Origin of the sequence: Neptuniibacter sp. UBA6509, assembly GCA_002435145.1 — a bacterium.
In the GTDB taxonomy this organism is placed as follows: domain Bacteria; phylum Pseudomonadota; class Gammaproteobacteria; order Pseudomonadales; family Balneatricaceae; genus Neptuniibacter.
Map to the genome: position 1 here is coordinate 1 of DJLT01000003.1, position 15,971 is coordinate 15,971.

The window sequence follows — 15,971 nt, forward strand, 5'->3', positions numbered from 1 at the left end:
ACGGCCACACAAAGCCAATGGCGGCAAACCACCATTGATGGTCGCTTAACTTCTACGTTTGGCGTCAGTTAAAAATGGGAGGATTACCATTAATCCTGACTATTTAAGGTCGAAATTGTTTAGATATTTGAAATAGCCGAAGTGCAACTTTTAAGCTTTAGGATGGTAGTGCTAAGAGTATAAGGGAAGAGCTACCAGAAGGATCCTGGTAGCTTTAGTTGCCCCTATTTATTAGCTGGCATCTTTTGCTAGTGATTGCATGTTCAGCGTCAAATTTTTCAAACCCGCCCTAGAAAATCGATATCTCATATAAGATGAAATATCCTCTTCGTGTGAAGAGACTATAAGCTGCCGGTCATTAAGCTCACAGCGAAGTAGGTCAGTAAGAGAAGCAATATTGACTTCATCTAATGATTGCGAAGGATCATCAATTAGTACTATTGGTACTCGAGAATACACTCTATTTAATGAAAAGAAGAATGCTAGGCTTAGAGCTGAAATTTGACCTGAACTCATAGCTAGAATAGCGTCGTGCTCTGATCTCTCAGCAGTGGAGAATCTAAGGTGCTTCCCGTCCCTGCTTTCGATGAATAATCCTAGTCCTCTTTGATAGTTTTGTATTAGTCGGCCGCTATAGATATGAAATATAAGCTCTATCTCAGAAATGGTTTGGTCTGAATAAGTTTTTTCAACTTTGATTAGTAGCTCTTTCAACTGTTTCATCTTATCACGAGCAGAAACTACAGCTTTTCCTTCCCTAATAATCTGTGCAAGCTTTAAAGATATTTTATGAATCTCAGTGTTCTGTGATTTATTTGCGCACATGGATATATATTTTATTTTTTTATCTAAGACGCTACTGTCTAGAAGATAGAAATCATCTTCACTCTTGAATGCGCCATAGAGAGTGCTTCGCCAGTGCTCTGGCAGTGCGGCAACTTCTTCTTTTTTTCTAGTACGGATTACTTTTACTAAATCCGAAAAGCGATTAGCTACCTCTCCAGAGTCAAGGGTATAAGTGTCAGGGCAGGTATAGGAGCCAGTTTCTAGACGCTTAATTAGGTTTTGAACCAAACTAATCTTCTCTTTATGAGTCAATAGCAGTTGGTGTAAATTTTCATCATATGTTGTATTGATCGTGGTTAGGCGGGTAGTCACTTTAGCTGAAAGGACATCCAATGCTCCAGAAATAAGCTTAACAACCTCTATGAGCTTTTGACCATCAATACTTAGCGTAGACTCAATAGCTTTTGCTCTTTCCGCTATTGCGGTTAGTAAGGAGCTGTGGGACTCCCAGTCTGCACCGCAAAGTGGACAATCTTTATCATCAGCAACTAATTTAAAATGATTATTTACCAGTTCATCTTTGAGTCTTGCTATTTCGGTGGAGATAGTAGTGCTTGCAGTAGTCGCTTTTATAAGATTATCGCGTTGCGCAATTTGAGATTTTAGTTTCTTAAACTCTTCGGGAACCCAGACAATAAGTTTTTCTATTTCTTCAAAGCTTATTAAATTGGGGCCTTTCTGGAGAGTTGTGTATGCAGAGGTTAATGAATCAATTACTTTCTTAGAAGCATCTAGATCGTTCAATCTTGTAGTGGTTTTTCCAAGTTGAGCGAGTAGTTTTATTATTTCATTGTTACGAGAAATATAGGACTCAATTTTATCATTATCTATACGAACTTTTATTACATGCTTAAGGCCTATGAGTTCTGATATCTTATACACGCACTCTAGATACTTATCATGTGCTTCCTTGGAATAGTTTACAAATAGTTGTTCTTTATCCCATTCAGGTTGAATTTCACTAGTACAAATTTGTGCATATTCTACCTCCTCTAGATCTTCTACTAATAAGGCGTTGAGAGACTTCCTTTCTTCTACTAGCTCTAGTGATGCTTTTTCATTTTCTTTTAGTTTTTGATTTAGTTTTCGCTCAGCATCTTTGCATTTACTAATTTCTTTATTGATCTGTGTCGTGTTAGTTAATTCTTCAAGGGCATCTTTTCGACGATCTAGTCGGGTAGAAAATAAATATTCGTTTTGTCCCTGTTCTAAATAATTGAGAAGAGAGTAATTACCTCGAAAGTTATCTCCAAAAATTTCGGCAATGAAACTTTCATCTCTAAGGTTATCTTTTGAAAAGTCATCAGAATCGAAGCTTTCGAGCTGATAAAGAAGGAAAGGCTCGAATTTATCTGCCCTATTTGTAGCAGGTTGACGGCTAGTAGCTCGTGCATGCCGAGCTAGGATAAGGTCATTGGGACCATCAGAGAGCTCTACTTTTATATATAGATCGGAAGCGGTCGATCGGATGTTCCAGTACAAATTGTCTTCGTAATTCGACTTCCCACCAGTCATTACATTTGAAAACAGGCGCTTAATCCTTGAAATTTTTCCTGTGAAAAGCAGTTCAAGGGCATCAAAAATACTAGTTTTTCCGAACCCGTTTGGGCCATCTAGCGTTAATAGAGATGATTCTGAAACGTTTAGTGTTAATTTTCTAAATGCTTTGAAGCTTGCAATCTCAATTCGGGATATTTTCCAGTTCATGTGCAATCAAGTCCGTGATTAATTTGTCTGTGTCGCTATTTTCTTGAATTTCAGTGTATTCATAATTCAATTCATGCTCACTAATAGCTTCTTGAATCCTATTGCTTAAAGGAACCAAGTCCTGTCTATTGAATGGTAGTTTTATGAATGGAAGTTTTATAAATATTTTTGCTGCAATGCTATAAATTGAAGGAGCTAGAGGGTCATCCTTGTATTCATCGAAGAGCTGTTTGTTCTGGACTGCTTGTATTATGTCTGTATAACAAGAATTTTTTATAACCTCTTCTTCTGATTCACTATAATACAAAACATGTTTTTTATAGTGATAGGGATTCTCCTCAATTGAGAATATTTGATCTTCAAGTCCTTTAAAACCAGATAGTGTCTCAAACTTAAGAATACAAATTAAGTCAGAGTTTTTCTTAAAAGCGGGATGTTCAATAAATAATGAAGGAGCATTCTCTGTAGCTATGGAATTTAATTCTTCTGGGGTAGGTAGATCATCCATGTGATGAAGGATAGCGAATCGTATAGACTCACCGTCTTCATGGATATAATAGCTTGTTGGTTCAGAGTCACTCACTAAATTGAAGCCGTTAGCTGATAAAGCTTCATTGATAATTTGGCTAAGCATTCAGTTTATTCTCCGCATCTTTCATTGTAAGTACACTTACCTCAAATCCTTTGGTTATTCTGTCATCCCGGCGGTCAGAAGGCTCTTCATCACTTTCTGTAATCTTAGTATCCACATTGAACGACGAGATCGCATTTCTAGCAATTAAGTTATTGTATTCGTAAAGAACTCTTAAAAGAGATTCGTTCTCGGTTAGTTGTTTTCTTAAGTGATCAGGACACCTGTCTTGTTCTCGCTGGTTCAGTAAGGTAATTGCTGTAGGTAGATAGAACTTAACATCCTTATCGATGTAATGAGGTAGTCCTTCAAGGATTGGATTGGCATGTAAATCACTTACTAGATCTGAGTAGCGTTCAATATCTATTTGCTGAACCTTTGAAAAGTTTTCTGATGGTTTAATCATCTGGCACAAGATATCTAACTCACTAGGATTCAGGCTTTGAACGTGTGCAAAGAGGTTTTGAGCCCTTTCGTATTGTATTTCTGTCATCCCAGGGAGAGCTTGTTCTAGAAAGTATTCCAGATAAGCATTTAGATTAGATCTTAATTCAATAGCGAAATGCTCAACATCCGAATACGGGTCATGTTCAGTTATGTCTTTAAATATTTCTTGAGCACTAATTGTATTGCTGTAAGCTGCTTCAGCTTCGGAGAATTCTCCATTTTGAATAAGATGATGAATTTCTATTGCCTTTGAGCTTATTTTTTCTGATAAATAGTAATAATTGAGCTGTAAGTTGTTCTCACTACAATCTTTATTGTGATGCTCTTTGTAGATGCTTTTAATTAATGGTTTAGTGAGTGGTTCTATTTCATCGAGACCACAATGCTTCTTATTTCCATAATCATAAAATTTTACTACTTCATTGTTGGTATGATGATAGTCTGACAAGTCGTTAATTTTGACTGATATATGAAAATAACGATCCGTTCCTTTGGTTCTATCACCTGAAATTGCGCCGCATTTGTTAAGAGCGTCTGTGTAAGTAGAGCGATATACACCAACTTTTGCTTTTACTTGGTGAGCGCTTATAAGAGATTTATTTTTATAAATAGCAAAGTCTTCAGTGCTATCCAGTTGCAGCTCAAAATCTAAGTCGCCTCCTTGAATCAGCTTTAAACAGTGATATAAAGCTACCTTTCCCTGATATACAAAACCACTCCATGATGAGATGGCACTTGCTGGGTATTTTTCTTCCTCGGCCAAAATTAATTCCTTTTGTATAACTATGGTTATAGTTCTGCTATCTCTGATTCTTTCCGTGTTGCCGGATTTATCAAGCTTGAAACCATGAGATCATAGCGTCGCTGTCTCAGCTGCATTGCAAGCATCGAAGCTCCGAACAAAGATAAGATAAATCCTGCTACAGCAGTGGCACCATCACCAAAGCCAAGCATTGAGAGCGCTACTAGGGTAAGTGAGCTGAAAACGACAACGCTAGTAAGGTAAATCCATCTATCTATAAACTTAAAAAACGGATTTTTCGCTATTTTAGTGTATGTGAATTTACCATCCTCATAACGAACTAAACCAGGTGTCTTTCTAATGGCATAGATAATCTTTATACATTCATCATGCTTAACCAGCTCAACAATATCTGAATAACTCATCCTTACGCCATGAATAAGTCGGAATAACTCAGTCACTGAGTGCTTCTGTTTTTTCTCAAGCGCATTTTCAAATTTTATAAGCAGTTCTGACTTTACTTGAGCTGCCTGTCTAGAATTGAGAAAGATCACAGCAAATGTGCCAAGGGCTGAAACTATTCCAAAAATAAACTTTGTAGCGGTATCAAATTCCATTTGAACCTCATTAGCTAGTCAAAAGGCGGTAGCCCTTGTTTGTCGAAGACCGGGATTCGTTGAACCACTACAACCCTACTTAGATTTATTAGCAGCATAGATCAACGTTGCTAAGGCTGCACCTCCCAAAAGTAGCAAGCCAGTGTTCTTTGCAGCATTGCTTTTTCGCTGAGGCTTTTCATATGAAATTTTTAGCTCTTGCTCTCTCATTTCCGTGACAGTGCGATCTGCCATATGTAAGAGTGCAGAAGGGGAGCTATTAAGCCTACTAGCAGCTCTCGCAAGCTGGTCAATTGTAAGAGCGCTTTCACCTTTCTCTATCCTAGACCAAGCTGGCTGGCCAATACCTACAGCTTCGGCTAATTGAGCCTGCGAAACATCTAAAATTTCTCTTTGGTTAGCGATTACAGCGCCTACAACGGCAGAATAAGTTGAACCGGGTTGTAACATGACATTAACTCGCGTATAAGTTATTTATGCCTGCTAGGCATAAGTCCTTTAGTCTATTAATAATGTCAATTTATATCATGGAGCGACAATGACTTCACTAAGAAAATTCCTGTATCAACCAGGCGATATTATCAAGATCAGGTATCAAACTTTTACTCACTATGCTGTTGTTTCAGACTGCATTGGTGATGATGGTTTTCCGATGGTTATAGATAACTCTGCAGCAAGGGGGAGTGTGACCGAGCGTACCTGGACAGAAGCTGTAGCTGGAAAATCTGTTTCCCTTTCATCTATGGTCTCAAACTTTACCAAGCTCGAGGTAATTGCATGCGCAAGAAGTTTTATCGGCGAGGTGAAGTATTCACTCATCACATTTAACTGTGAAAGCTTTGTGCGTAAGGTTCTGGGTTTAAAGCCAACAAGTAAGCAAGTAGTAACTTCGTGTGTGATAGTACCAACTGCAATGTATGCAGCCTACAAGGCTAGTGGTGGGAATAAGTGGCTGACCGGTGCTGCAGGTTTAATAGCGTTGGCGGCGACAACTCAGGCGGTTGCTGATTAATAGAGCAGAGAAGGGGGAGGTGCTGTGCATCCCCCTTTTAATCTCTATTTTAGCCTTTCGAAATTATCTAGGACTTCTTCAAGCTGGGTTATAGCTTGTTCTACTTGAAGTTTGCTTGGAGCATTTTCGAGGTCTGGATAAATCGTGGTAAGTCGCTTTCTAAAAATTTTGATTACAGTCTTTTCTTCTAATAGCTTAGGTGTAGAAGTTAAAAGTTCGTAGCGTCTTACAAGGGTGGAGATGAAGTTCCTCTTATCTGCATTAGAAAGATCTAAATAACAGCGGGTTAGTTCTTTGCTTTGCAAATGCTTGAGTACAGGCAGGCGAGCAAATGGAGTGTATTTGTCATTTGAATGATTTAGATCTTCTGCTGCTTGCAGGGTAGACGTCTTGAGTGTAGTTAAAATTCTTTTCGCTTCGGTTTTCAGGAGCTTGTCTGTTGCTTGATCGAATTTATCATCTAAGTATTGTTTTAGCTCTTTGAACTCGTCAGTGTCATAACAATGAAATTGTAAACTTCTATGGCTATCTGTCTCAAGCTGATCAAATTTGTTGCGAAGTTCTACCTTGATGTTTCCTCTTGCTGCAATATCACCGATATACTTTTTATGATTTATAACAACATCAGATACAGGAACCGAAATAAGATCTAGCTTAGAAAGTTTAAGCATTATTCCAGCAGCATGATTGATTTCTCCAGGTATTATAAAGCTGTGGCTGTCGTACTCGTTCTTAAAGTCCTCTAAAGCTTTTTTAAAGTCGGCATCTTCTAATTCCCAATACCGCCATAGTTTCATCCAGTTTGGGGTGTTTTCCTGTAGAAAATAGCTTGTGGTTCTTAGCTTAGAATTCAGACTTTCTTTGGAAATATGACCGGTTTCAAAAAGTTTTGTCCAAGTGGGGATGTCCAGTACTGTACTAAGTAGGCTTATTGAGTACTTTTTTTCTATGTTGCTATATCGAGAGTTGTTAGGGGCTCTTTTGTCAGCATTCGGCGTTAATCCTCTCGAAACGATGGCGCGGCCTATCAATTTATTGAATTCTTCAGGCTTAATGAAACCAGAGAATATCTCCATTGACAGTACGATTAGCAGCGTAAATAGGTGAAGAAGAAGTTCATCTTTTTTCTTTATCTCAGGATCGAGTAAAGACCAAATCCTTCCGGATTCGATAAGTGCTTTTCTAAGTGATCGAAGGTTGTCATAGCCGGATTCGTTGTAAATTTTAATGAAGTGGTTTTGGTGAGATTTAAAATGCTCAACAAGTTCTGGATCTTCAATAACATCCGTGACGATGTGCTCATAAACTACTTTTGCATCAGATTTAACTTCTAATGTCTTGCCTATTAGTTTTTCTTTGGCCTGAAAGTACTGGTTTGGCTTTTCGTCTTGTTCTGTCTCTTTCGATACTAGTTTAGTCTCGTCAGCTATCAGGATTGCTTTGTAGCCACTTTTTTCAACAAAATAGTTGATATATCCGAGCAGTTGTTTCAGTTCTATATGGCATCTCTCAATATCATCAAAGACCAATATGCAGTTTGATGTATCTGTTAGATAATCATTTAAGTTGATGTCTGGGATGCCGGCTTTTAAATTGCCATCAGTCTTATCGTCTCCATCTATATCTACGCGCAATGTGCCTTTTAGTAAGCCTTTAGCTAACTTTCCTGCGAGTACGATTGGCTTGCTTGATAGTACTGGATTCAATATTTGAAAGAATTTTGTCTCAATGTCATCGATGCTCGATATGCCATAAAGGCTGACAAGCAAGAACTTATAATCTTCTCTTTCGAGCTTTTCTATTGTTTCTTCTACTAAATAGGTTTTACCGCATCCCCAGGAGCCTTTAAGTAGTAATGCATACTCTGGAGAAGTATTTAATCTGCAATAGTACTCAATATATTCCTTGACGTGTTTATTCATATCTTCCATTAAATTGCACCTATTGAGTGAGATTAATGAATTTACTAGGAATGTAACCCAGAGGTAACCCCGAAAAAAGGCAAATGGTTCAGGGTTGCGGTAGTGATACGGGATTTAATGCAGGGTTACATATGATGAACCCTATTAAAAAAGATAGAAAGACGATTTCGAGAATAACTTGCTGTATTTAAAGAGAAAGTGGTGGGTCTAGCAGGACTCGAGCCTGCGACCGATCGATTATGAGTCGTTTGCTCTAACCAGCTGAGCTAAAGGCCCTCATGAATCAACTTTATCATATGGAGACCTTGGGCCCAGTTATTATTAGTCGATTGCTCCCGTAAACGGATCGTCAATACCTAGTACAGCCATTCTGGCTGTCCATGACAATAAGTGAAAATACTTCATGGGTTTTGTCCGTAAAGTGGGTGGTCACAAGCGTATTGTGGCTTCCGGTGAGGTCAGGTAACAGCTGCGTTAAAGTCGCTTGAATAAGATGCTTTAAGTATGTTTTGGTATTTGTTCTTCTGAAAGTTCATCCGCTGGGTTGGAGTGCGGGAAGATCCCTCAAAAGCTGTATTTATCATAATCGGTACCTATGAAATGCATAAAGCCAGGCTCGGGCCGTGTTCTATGTAGTCCAATACAGTCTAATAAGAGTTAATATCAAAGTGTAGCTTTTGGTGTGGCTTTTTCTTTTATTTATAAAAAAATGCTTATAAATCAGATTTAACACGCTCCTGCATCATAGGTGTATGTGTTGCGGATGCTTTAGAACTCATAACAAGATAATACCGGCTGAAAGATGAATTTTTTGGCTGCAGTATTGTACGTGAATAATTGTCATCAACACAGTATCAGTATCGCGACGGCGCATTAAAGTGCTGTAATAAGGTGTTGAAATGTCTGCAGTAGAGATTATTTCAAACTGATTTTCTGAATGATTAAGTTGGTAGAATATGAAATGTTTGAGGATTCTATATCTTAAGCGTTTTTTAATGGAAGCGAGCAGAGCTTAGTTGTTCTGACAATTGACGCTTTTAAAAAGTTTACAATAAGTTGTGTTGTTCGGAGCTTTATTATGGAAAAAATCGTGCAAGATCTTGCTGATCGCCTTATGAAGAACCAGCAAATCATTGTTACGGCGGAATCGTGTACAGGTGGTTGGATTGCTCAAGAACTGACTTCTATCGCGGGTAGTTCTGCTTGGTTTGATCGGGGGTTTGTGACATACAGTAACCAGTCGAAACAAGAGATGTTAGGTGTGTCTGAGGCGACTCTGCAAAAGTATGGGGCGGTCTCTGAGCAAGTAGTTAAAGAGATGGCGGAAGGTGCTCTTTTGCATAGTTGTGCACAGTTTTCAGTTGTCACTAGCGGTATAGCTGGACCAGGAGGCGGCAGTGCAGAAAAGCCTGTAGGTACTGTATGGTTTGCTTGGGGTTGCGACGGTGGTGAAACTAAAACGCAAATGTGTTGTTTTGATGGAGACCGGGAATCCGTTAGAAAACAAGCGGTTAGTTTTGCGTTAGAAGGAATTTTACAGAACTTTTTTGCTTGAGGGTTGCAATCCCGAAAACTTGTGAAATAATACTGTCCATACATACAGTATATTTCAACGCAACACGAAATGACTTACACGGGATTTAAAGATGGACGCGAATCGTAAAAAAGCACTTGATGCAGCATTAGGCCAGATCGAAAGGCAGTTTGGTAAAGGCGCGGTTATGCGTATGGGTGATCAGCCGCGTGAGGCGATTCCTGCTGTTTCTACAGGTTCTTTAGGTTTGGACATTGCATTAGGTATAGGTGGCTTGCCTTACGGTCGAATCGTCGAAATTTATGGGCCTGAATCTTCAGGTAAAACGACGTTGACTCTGCAAGTTGTCGCAGAAGCTCAGAAAGAAGGTAAAACTTGTGCTTTCGTTGATGCGGAGCATGCGTTGGATCCGCTTTATGCTGAGAAGCTAGGTGTGAATGTTGACGATCTGCTTGTCTCTCAGCCTGATACAGGTGAGCAAGCATTAGAGATTACCGACATGCTGGTTCGCTCTAATGCAGTTGATGTAATTATTGTCGATTCGGTTGCTGCATTGACGCCAAAAGCGGAGATTGAAGGTGATATGGGTGATACTCATGTTGGTTTGCAGGCTCGTTTGATGTCGCAGGCGCTGCGTAAGTTAACGGGTAACGTTAAAACGTCCAACTGCTTACTTGTCTTTATCAACCAAATTCGTATGAAAATTGGTGTGATGTTTGGTTCCCCGGAAACAACAACAGGCGGTAATGCGCTTAAGTTTTACTCTTCTGTACGTCTTGATATCCGTCGTACGGGTGCTGTTAAGCAGGGTGATGAAATTGTTGGTAATGAAACACGTGTTAAGGTTGTAAAAAACAAGGTTTCTCCGCCATTTAGGCAGGCAGAATTCCAGATTATGTATGGTAAAGGTATTTACCATATGGGCGAAGTTATCGATTTAGGCGTTAAAGAGGGGCTGGTGGATAAGTCCGGAGCTTGGTATGCCTATAATGGTGATAAAATTGGTCAAGGCAAGGCGAATGCTTCTAAGTATTTGGAAGAGAATTCAGCGATAGCAGTCGAAATAGAAACAGAGATTCGCAAGCGCTTACTTGCTGCGGCTCCTGATGCAGAAAAGGAAGAGGACGCGTCAGAGAATCTTGATCTGATCTAATCGCTTTTGAATGTATTATTAAACCTCCCTTGCTTATGGCAATGGAGGTTTTTTTGTTTTAATCGAATCGTCCAAATGCTGGGTGGTCAAAGACTAATGAAATTATTAGAAAGTGAAAAAGATGTATGGAATAAAGCAATCGGCTTACTCGCTAGAAGAGAGTATTCCCGTTTGGAGCTGCGAAATAAATTAAAGCCGTTAGGAGAGGGGGTAGATGCTGAACAGGTTCTGGAGCGTTTATCTGAATCAGGGTATCAATCTGATGAGCGCTTTACGGATAGCTTTGTTCGAATGAGGGTAGGGCAGGGTCATGGCCTTAATCGAATTCGGTTTGATCTGAAGGCTAAAGGAATTAAGTCAGACATGCTGGAGGCTATCTTAGAGCAAAATGAGCTGGATTGGTTTGTACTTGCAGCTGAGCTATACCAACGTAAATATGCTTTTTCTAAACAAAACCTGGATTACAAAGAGCGAGCTAAGCGTGTGCGATTTATGAGTCAGCGAGGCTTTACGTTTGATGAAATTAGGTATGCCGAGGGTGAGTTTGAGCCAGAGATAAGATGAATGCTTATATTTTATAAGCTTATTTGATCGTAAAGTCTCCTTTTACTGGGTGAAAGTTCAAAAATATTCGATCAATCCCTATACAAGAGATATACTATTGCGCCCATATTTGCGGTTACTTTTTCTGTTGAATCCTTACATTAAGGTTATTGGCAGGTTTACCAAAACGGACACGTATACGGTTCATTTATGAAATACATGACAAGCGCTGAGATTCGCCAAGCTTTTTTAGATTATTTTAATAAGCAAGGCCACGAAGTTGTAGCAAGCAGCTCTCTAATTCCTGCTAATGATCCTACATTGATGTTTACCAATGCGGGCATGGTTCAATTTAAAGACGTATTCTTAGGTAGCGATAAGCGCAATTACTCGCGTGCTACAAGTTCCCAGCGTTGTGTTCGTGCGGGTGGTAAGCATAACGATTTGGAAAATGTTGGTTATACCGCGCGTCACCATACGTTTTTCGAGATGTTAGGTAATTTTAGTTTTGGTGACTACTTTAAACCTGAAGCTATTCGTTTTGCTTGGGTCTTTTTGACAGAGGTGATGGGTTTACCTAAAGAGCGCCTATGGGTAACGGTACATCACTCTGATGATGAAGCTGAACGTATTTGGAAAGAAGAGATTGGTGTTGATCCTGAGCGTTTTTCAAAGTTAGACGAAGATAATTTTTGGTCCATGGGTGATACAGGTCCTTGTGGTCCTTGTACTGAGATCTTTTTTGATCATGGTGCAGATGTTTGGGGTGGGCCTCCAGGCAGCCCTGAAGAAGATGGCGATCGTTATATCGAAATTTGGAATGTTGTATTCATGCAATACAACCGTAGTGCTGATGGTGAAATGACACCGTTACCAAAACCTTCCGTGGATACGGGGATGGGTTTGGAGCGTATTGCGGCAATAATGCAAAATGTTCATTCAAACTATGAAATTGATATTTTTCAAAACCTGCTAAAAGCGACTGCCGCTGCTGTAGGTAGTAACGACTTGGACAATAAGTCCTTACGCGTAATTGCGGACCATATCCGTTCATGTTCTTTCTTAATTGTTGATGGTGTCTTGCCATCTAATGAAGGTGCTGGCTATGTGCTGCGTCGTATTATTCGTCGAGCTGTACGCCATGGCAATAAATTAGGTGCAACAGGGGCATTCTTTAATCAGCTGGTTGCTGCTTTGGTTAAAGAGATGGGTGAAGCGTATCCTGAGCTAGCTGAGAAGCAAGCGCAGGTTGAGCGAGTTCTCCTCAAAGAGGAAGAGCAGTTTGCTAAAACGCTTGATCATGGCATGCGCTTGCTGCAAGAAGCGATTGATGCTCTGCAGGGAACGGTTATACCTGGTGAGACAGTATTTAAGCTTTATGACACCTACGGTTTTCCATTCGATTTAACTGCTGATGTTGCGCGCGAGCTTGAACTGAGTGTTGATGAAGAGGGCTTTCAGCAGGCTATGGAGGCTCAGCGTGATAGAGCAAGGGCTGCAGGTAAGTTTGCTGTAGATTACAACGATACGATTCGTCTAGAGGGTGAAACAGCTTTTACTGGTTATGAGCTGCTTGCTGATTCGGGTTCTGCTGTTGTTGCTCTGTTTAAAAATGGAGAGGCAGTTGATGCGCTGAATGCAGGTGATGAAGGACTTGTTGTTTTGGATAAGACTCCTTTCTATGCAGAGTCAGGTGGTCAGGTGGGCGATACCGGTCAGCTTAAGTTAGATGATGTCGCTTTTACTGTCACAAATTGCACGAAGGAAGGCAAAAACAACCTTCACCATGGTAGTTTGACTACAGGTCAGCTTAAAGTTGGAGATAAAGTAGCCGCCCAGGTTGATGAAACGCGTCGTCAGGCTATTGCATTAAATCACTCTGCTACACATCTACTACATGAAGCTTTACGTGTAGTTTTGGGAACGCATGTGCAGCAGAAAGGTTCTTTGAATGATGAGCAAAGATTGCGTTTTGATTTCTCTCATTTTGAGGCAGTGACATCAGAGCAATTGGCTCAAGTTGAGCAGATGGTTAATGAGCAGATACGTGGTAATACAGCAGTAGTAACGGAAATTATGCAAATCGACGCGGCCAAAGAAAAAGGGGCTGCGGCGCTATTCGGTGAAAAGTACGATGATGAAGTGCGTGTACTATCAATGGGCGGTGATTTCTCTGTTGAGCTCTGTGGTGGTACTCATGCTAAGCGTACAGGTGATATAGGTTTGCTTAAAATTACGTCTGAAGGCGGTGTTGCTTCAGGTGTACGCCGTATTGAAGCGGTAACGGCTGCTGGTGCGATGAGTTATTTTGCTGAGCAGCAATCTCAGCTAGAACAGAAACTGCAAGAGCAGCAGGCTAAGTCACGTCAGCTTGAAAAGTCTCTAGAGCAGATGAAAGCCAAGCTTGCAGCGGCTAAAGGTTCAGACCTTGTAGGTAATGCAGTTGATATCAACGGTGTCAAAGTCTTAGCTGCTAAGCTGGAAGGTGTTGAGCCTAAAGCGTTGCGTGACACTATTGACCAGCTAAAGAATAAGTTAGGCAGTGGTGTTGTTGTGTTGGCGACAGTTGCTGATGGCAAGATCGCATTGGCGGCAGGTGTAACTAAGGATGTCACATCTCAGATCAAAGCTGGGGATATAATTAAAGATTTGACTGCTAAGGTTGGTGGTAAAGGTGGTGGTAGGCCTGATTTTGCACAAGGTGGTGGTGTAGATGTTGATGCCTTGCCTTCCGCATTGGAGTCTGTTGTTGCTCTTGTAGAAGTCGCTACAGCATAACGCAGTGTTATAAGGTGTAATTATGGCGCTTTATGTACAAAAATATGGTGGCACCTCTGTTGGTAGTGTCGAACGCATTGAAGCTGTCGCTGAAAAGGTAGAAGGCTTTAAAAAGCAGGGGCATGATATTGTCGTTGTTGTCTCTGCCATGAGTGGTGAGACAAATCGGCTTATCGGGTTGGCGAAAGAGATTCAGCCCTCTACGCCGAATGCTCGCGAGATGGATGTACTTGTCTCTACGGGTGAGCAGGTTACTATCGCTTTGCTGTGTATGGCCTTAGAAAAGCGTGGAGTTGCGGCTCGCTCTTATACCGGAGCGCAAGTTAAAATTCTGACGGATTCATCGCATAGTAAAGCTCGCATTCAGGATATTGAGGTAGCCTCTATGCAATCGGACCTAAGTGAAGGTCGGGTGATTGTGGTTGCCGGTTTTCAAGGTGTTGATGCTCAAGGGAATATTACCACCCTAGGGCGTGGCGGTTCAGATACAACAGGTGTTGCATTGGCCGCAGCGCTAAAAGCTGATGAGTGTCAGATTTATACGGATGTTGATGGCGTTTATACCACGGACCCTCGTGTGGTTGAGGGGGCGCAGCGTTTAAGTCAGATTACGTTTGAAGAGATGCTAGAAATGGCAAGCTTGGGATCTAAAGTTTTACAGATTCGAGCGGTTGAGTTTGCCGGAAAATATAAGGTGCCATTGAGGGTGTTGCATAGCTTTCAAGATGGTCCGGGTACGTTGATTACCGTAGAGGATGATTCAACTGTGGAAAAGCCTATTATTTCAGGTATCGCGTTTAATCGCGATGAAGCAAAGCTAACAGTGATGGGTGTGCCTGATGTGCCAGGTGTTGCATCAAAAATATTAGGCCCTGTTAGTCGAGCAAATATTGAAGTAGATGTTATCGTGCAAAATGTTGCAGCTGATAATACAACTGATTTTACCTTTACTGTTCATCGTAATGATTATGAGGCTGCTGAGGTAGTGCTTAATCAGGTGGCTGTAGAGCTTGGTGCGCGTGAAGTCGTTGGCGATAATAAAATTGCCAAGGTTTCGATTGTGGGGGTCGGTATGCGCTCTCACGCAGGCGTGGCAAGTAAAATGTTTGATGCTTTGGCAGATGAGAGTATTAATATTCAGATGATATCTACATCTGAAATTAAAGTTTCTGTTGTTATTGCTGAGAAGTATCTTGAATTGGCGGTGCGTGCGTTGCACTCAGCGTTTGATCTTGATGCGAATCATTCTGTAAGTGAATAATTGAACTTATGGTAAAAAGCTGGTCTATAGTTAGATTAGCTGTTATTGCATGGGCAACGTTCTGGCAGGGATTTGGATGAATGCCAGTGTGTGTGGCTTGCTTTGGTGCAAGTTAGCCTTGGATGTACAAAGGAGATCCTACATCATGTTAATTCTTACTCGTCGAGTTGGCGAAACTCTAATGGTTGGTGACGACGTCACTGTTACAGTTCTAGGTGTCAAAGGCAATCAGGTGCGCATTGGTGTTAATGCGCCTAAAGATGTGTCGGTTCACCGTGAAGAAATTTACCAGCGCATTCAGCGTGAAAAGGCTGAAGAAGGGAATCAATAACTTTTTTTCTATCTTTTCCTTTCCTTTTTAAAATCAGTTAGGTATATTACGCGCCGTTGTTGGTGAGCTGGCCGAGTGGCTGAAGGCGCGCCCCTGCTAAGGGCGTATAGGAGAAATCTTATCGAGGGTTCGAATCCCTCGCTCACCGCCACTTGATTATTGCGCCCGTAGCTCAGCTGGATAGAGTACCTGGCTACGAACCAGGCGGTCAGAGGTTCGAATCCTCTCGGGCGCGCCAATCAAGTACAACGGTCTTATGTTTCTGGAATGCGCCCGTAGCTCAGCTGGATAGAGTACCTGGCTACGAACCAGGCGGTCAGAGGTTCGAATCCTCTCGGGCGCGCCACTCCAGAACAATCTTAGATATGCGCCCGTAGCTCAGCTGGATAGAGTACCTGGCTACGAACCAGGCGGTCAGAGGTTCGAATCCTCTCGGGCGCGCCATCT

Annotated in this window: 13 protein-coding genes and 4 tRNA genes; 11 read left to right on the forward strand and 6 right to left on the reverse strand. The window is 41.1% G+C overall.

What is annotated here, in order from left to right:
* Positions 1 to 231 precede the first annotated feature (231 nt).
* The 5 genes from B4K11_RS00110 to B4K11_RS00130 all read right to left on the reverse strand — a co-directional run bounded on the left by B4K11_RS00110 (position 232) and on the right by B4K11_RS00130 (position 5,440).
* Positions 232 to 2,553: an AAA family ATPase gene (locus tag B4K11_RS00110; protein WP_292954583.1), complete on the reverse strand. Its 2,322-nt coding sequence runs from the start codon at positions 2,551 to 2,553 to the stop codon at positions 232 to 234.
* Positions 2,528 to 3,187: an ABC-three component system middle component 1 gene (locus B4K11_RS00115; RefSeq protein ID WP_292954586.1), complete on the reverse strand. Its 660-nt coding sequence runs from the start codon at positions 3,185 to 3,187 to the stop codon at positions 2,528 to 2,530. The genes B4K11_RS00110 and B4K11_RS00115 overlap by 26 nt, the downstream gene beginning before the upstream one ends.
* Positions 3,180 to 4,394 (reverse strand): ABC-three component system protein, encoded by a 1,215-nt coding sequence (locus B4K11_RS00120; RefSeq protein ID WP_292954588.1) that lies wholly within the window; start codon positions 4,392 to 4,394, stop codon positions 3,180 to 3,182. Before B4K11_RS00120 ends, B4K11_RS00115 begins: the two co-directional genes overlap by 8 nt.
* 26 nt (positions 4,395 to 4,420) lie before the next feature.
* A complete protein-coding gene (locus tag B4K11_RS00125) occupies positions 4,421 to 4,990 on the reverse strand; it encodes a hypothetical protein (RefSeq protein ID WP_292954590.1) in 570 nt (189 codons plus the stop codon).
* A gap of 75 nt (positions 4,991 to 5,065) precedes the next feature.
* Positions 5,066 to 5,440, reverse strand: coding sequence for a helix-turn-helix domain-containing protein (locus B4K11_RS00130; protein WP_292954593.1), 375 nt, complete (start codon positions 5,438 to 5,440; stop codon positions 5,066 to 5,068).
* Between the two features lie 88 nt (positions 5,441 to 5,528).
* Between B4K11_RS00130 and B4K11_RS00135 the strand changes: the two genes are divergently transcribed.
* A complete protein-coding gene (locus B4K11_RS00135; RefSeq protein WP_292954596.1) occupies positions 5,529 to 6,002 on the forward strand; it encodes a lecithin retinol acyltransferase family protein in 474 nt (157 codons plus the stop codon).
* Positions 6,003 to 6,046: 44 nt separating this feature from the next.
* Here B4K11_RS00135 and B4K11_RS00140 read toward each other — a convergent pair whose 3' ends face one another.
* On the reverse strand, positions 6,047 to 7,933 hold the full coding sequence (locus B4K11_RS00140) for a P-loop NTPase fold protein (RefSeq protein ID WP_292954599.1): 1,887 nt from the start codon (positions 7,931 to 7,933) through the stop codon (positions 6,047 to 6,049).
* Between the two features lie 1,069 nt (positions 7,934 to 9,002).
* On the opposite strand from B4K11_RS00140, the gene pncC reads away from it, so the two are divergent.
* The 10 genes from pncC to B4K11_RS00190 all read left to right on the forward strand — a co-directional run bounded on the left by pncC (position 9,003) and on the right by B4K11_RS00190 (position 15,968).
* On the forward strand, positions 9,003 to 9,479 hold the full coding sequence (pncC, locus tag B4K11_RS00145) for a nicotinamide-nucleotide amidase (RefSeq protein ID WP_292954602.1): 477 nt from the start codon (positions 9,003 to 9,005) through the stop codon (positions 9,477 to 9,479).
* A gap of 91 nt (positions 9,480 to 9,570) precedes the next feature.
* Positions 9,571 to 10,611: a recombinase RecA gene (gene recA / locus B4K11_RS00150; protein WP_292954605.1), complete on the forward strand. Its 1,041-nt coding sequence runs from the start codon at positions 9,571 to 9,573 to the stop codon at positions 10,609 to 10,611.
* 96 nt (positions 10,612 to 10,707) lie between these two features.
* The gene (locus B4K11_RS00155; RefSeq protein ID WP_292954608.1) at positions 10,708 to 11,175 is read left to right on the forward strand and encodes a regulatory protein RecX; all 468 of its coding nucleotides are present in this window, start codon (positions 10,708 to 10,710) and stop codon (positions 11,173 to 11,175) included.
* A gap of 198 nt (positions 11,176 to 11,373) precedes the next feature.
* Positions 11,374 to 13,932, forward strand: coding sequence for an alanine--tRNA ligase (alaS, locus tag B4K11_RS00160; RefSeq protein WP_292954650.1), 2,559 nt, complete (start codon positions 11,374 to 11,376; stop codon positions 13,930 to 13,932).
* Between the two features lie 22 nt (positions 13,933 to 13,954).
* The gene (locus tag B4K11_RS00165; protein WP_292954611.1) at positions 13,955 to 15,193 is read left to right on the forward strand and encodes an aspartate kinase; all 1,239 of its coding nucleotides are present in this window, start codon (positions 13,955 to 13,957) and stop codon (positions 15,191 to 15,193) included.
* A gap of 145 nt (positions 15,194 to 15,338) precedes the next feature.
* Entirely contained in the window at positions 15,339 to 15,524 is a 186-nt protein-coding gene (gene csrA, locus B4K11_RS00170; RefSeq protein ID WP_292954614.1) for a carbon storage regulator CsrA, read from the forward strand.
* Positions 15,525 to 15,585: 61 nt separating this feature from the next.
* A tRNA-Ser gene (locus tag B4K11_RS00175) sits at positions 15,586 to 15,675 on the forward strand.
* 10 nt (positions 15,676 to 15,685) lie between these two features.
* Positions 15,686 to 15,762: transfer RNA gene (locus tag B4K11_RS00180), tRNA-Arg, on the forward strand.
* Positions 15,763 to 15,793: 31 nt separating this feature from the next.
* Positions 15,794 to 15,870 (forward strand) — tRNA-Arg (locus B4K11_RS00185).
* A 21-nt stretch (positions 15,871 to 15,891) separates the two neighbouring features.
* Positions 15,892 to 15,968, forward strand: a tRNA-Arg gene (locus B4K11_RS00190).
* The last annotated feature ends 3 nt before the right edge of the window (positions 15,969 to 15,971 follow it).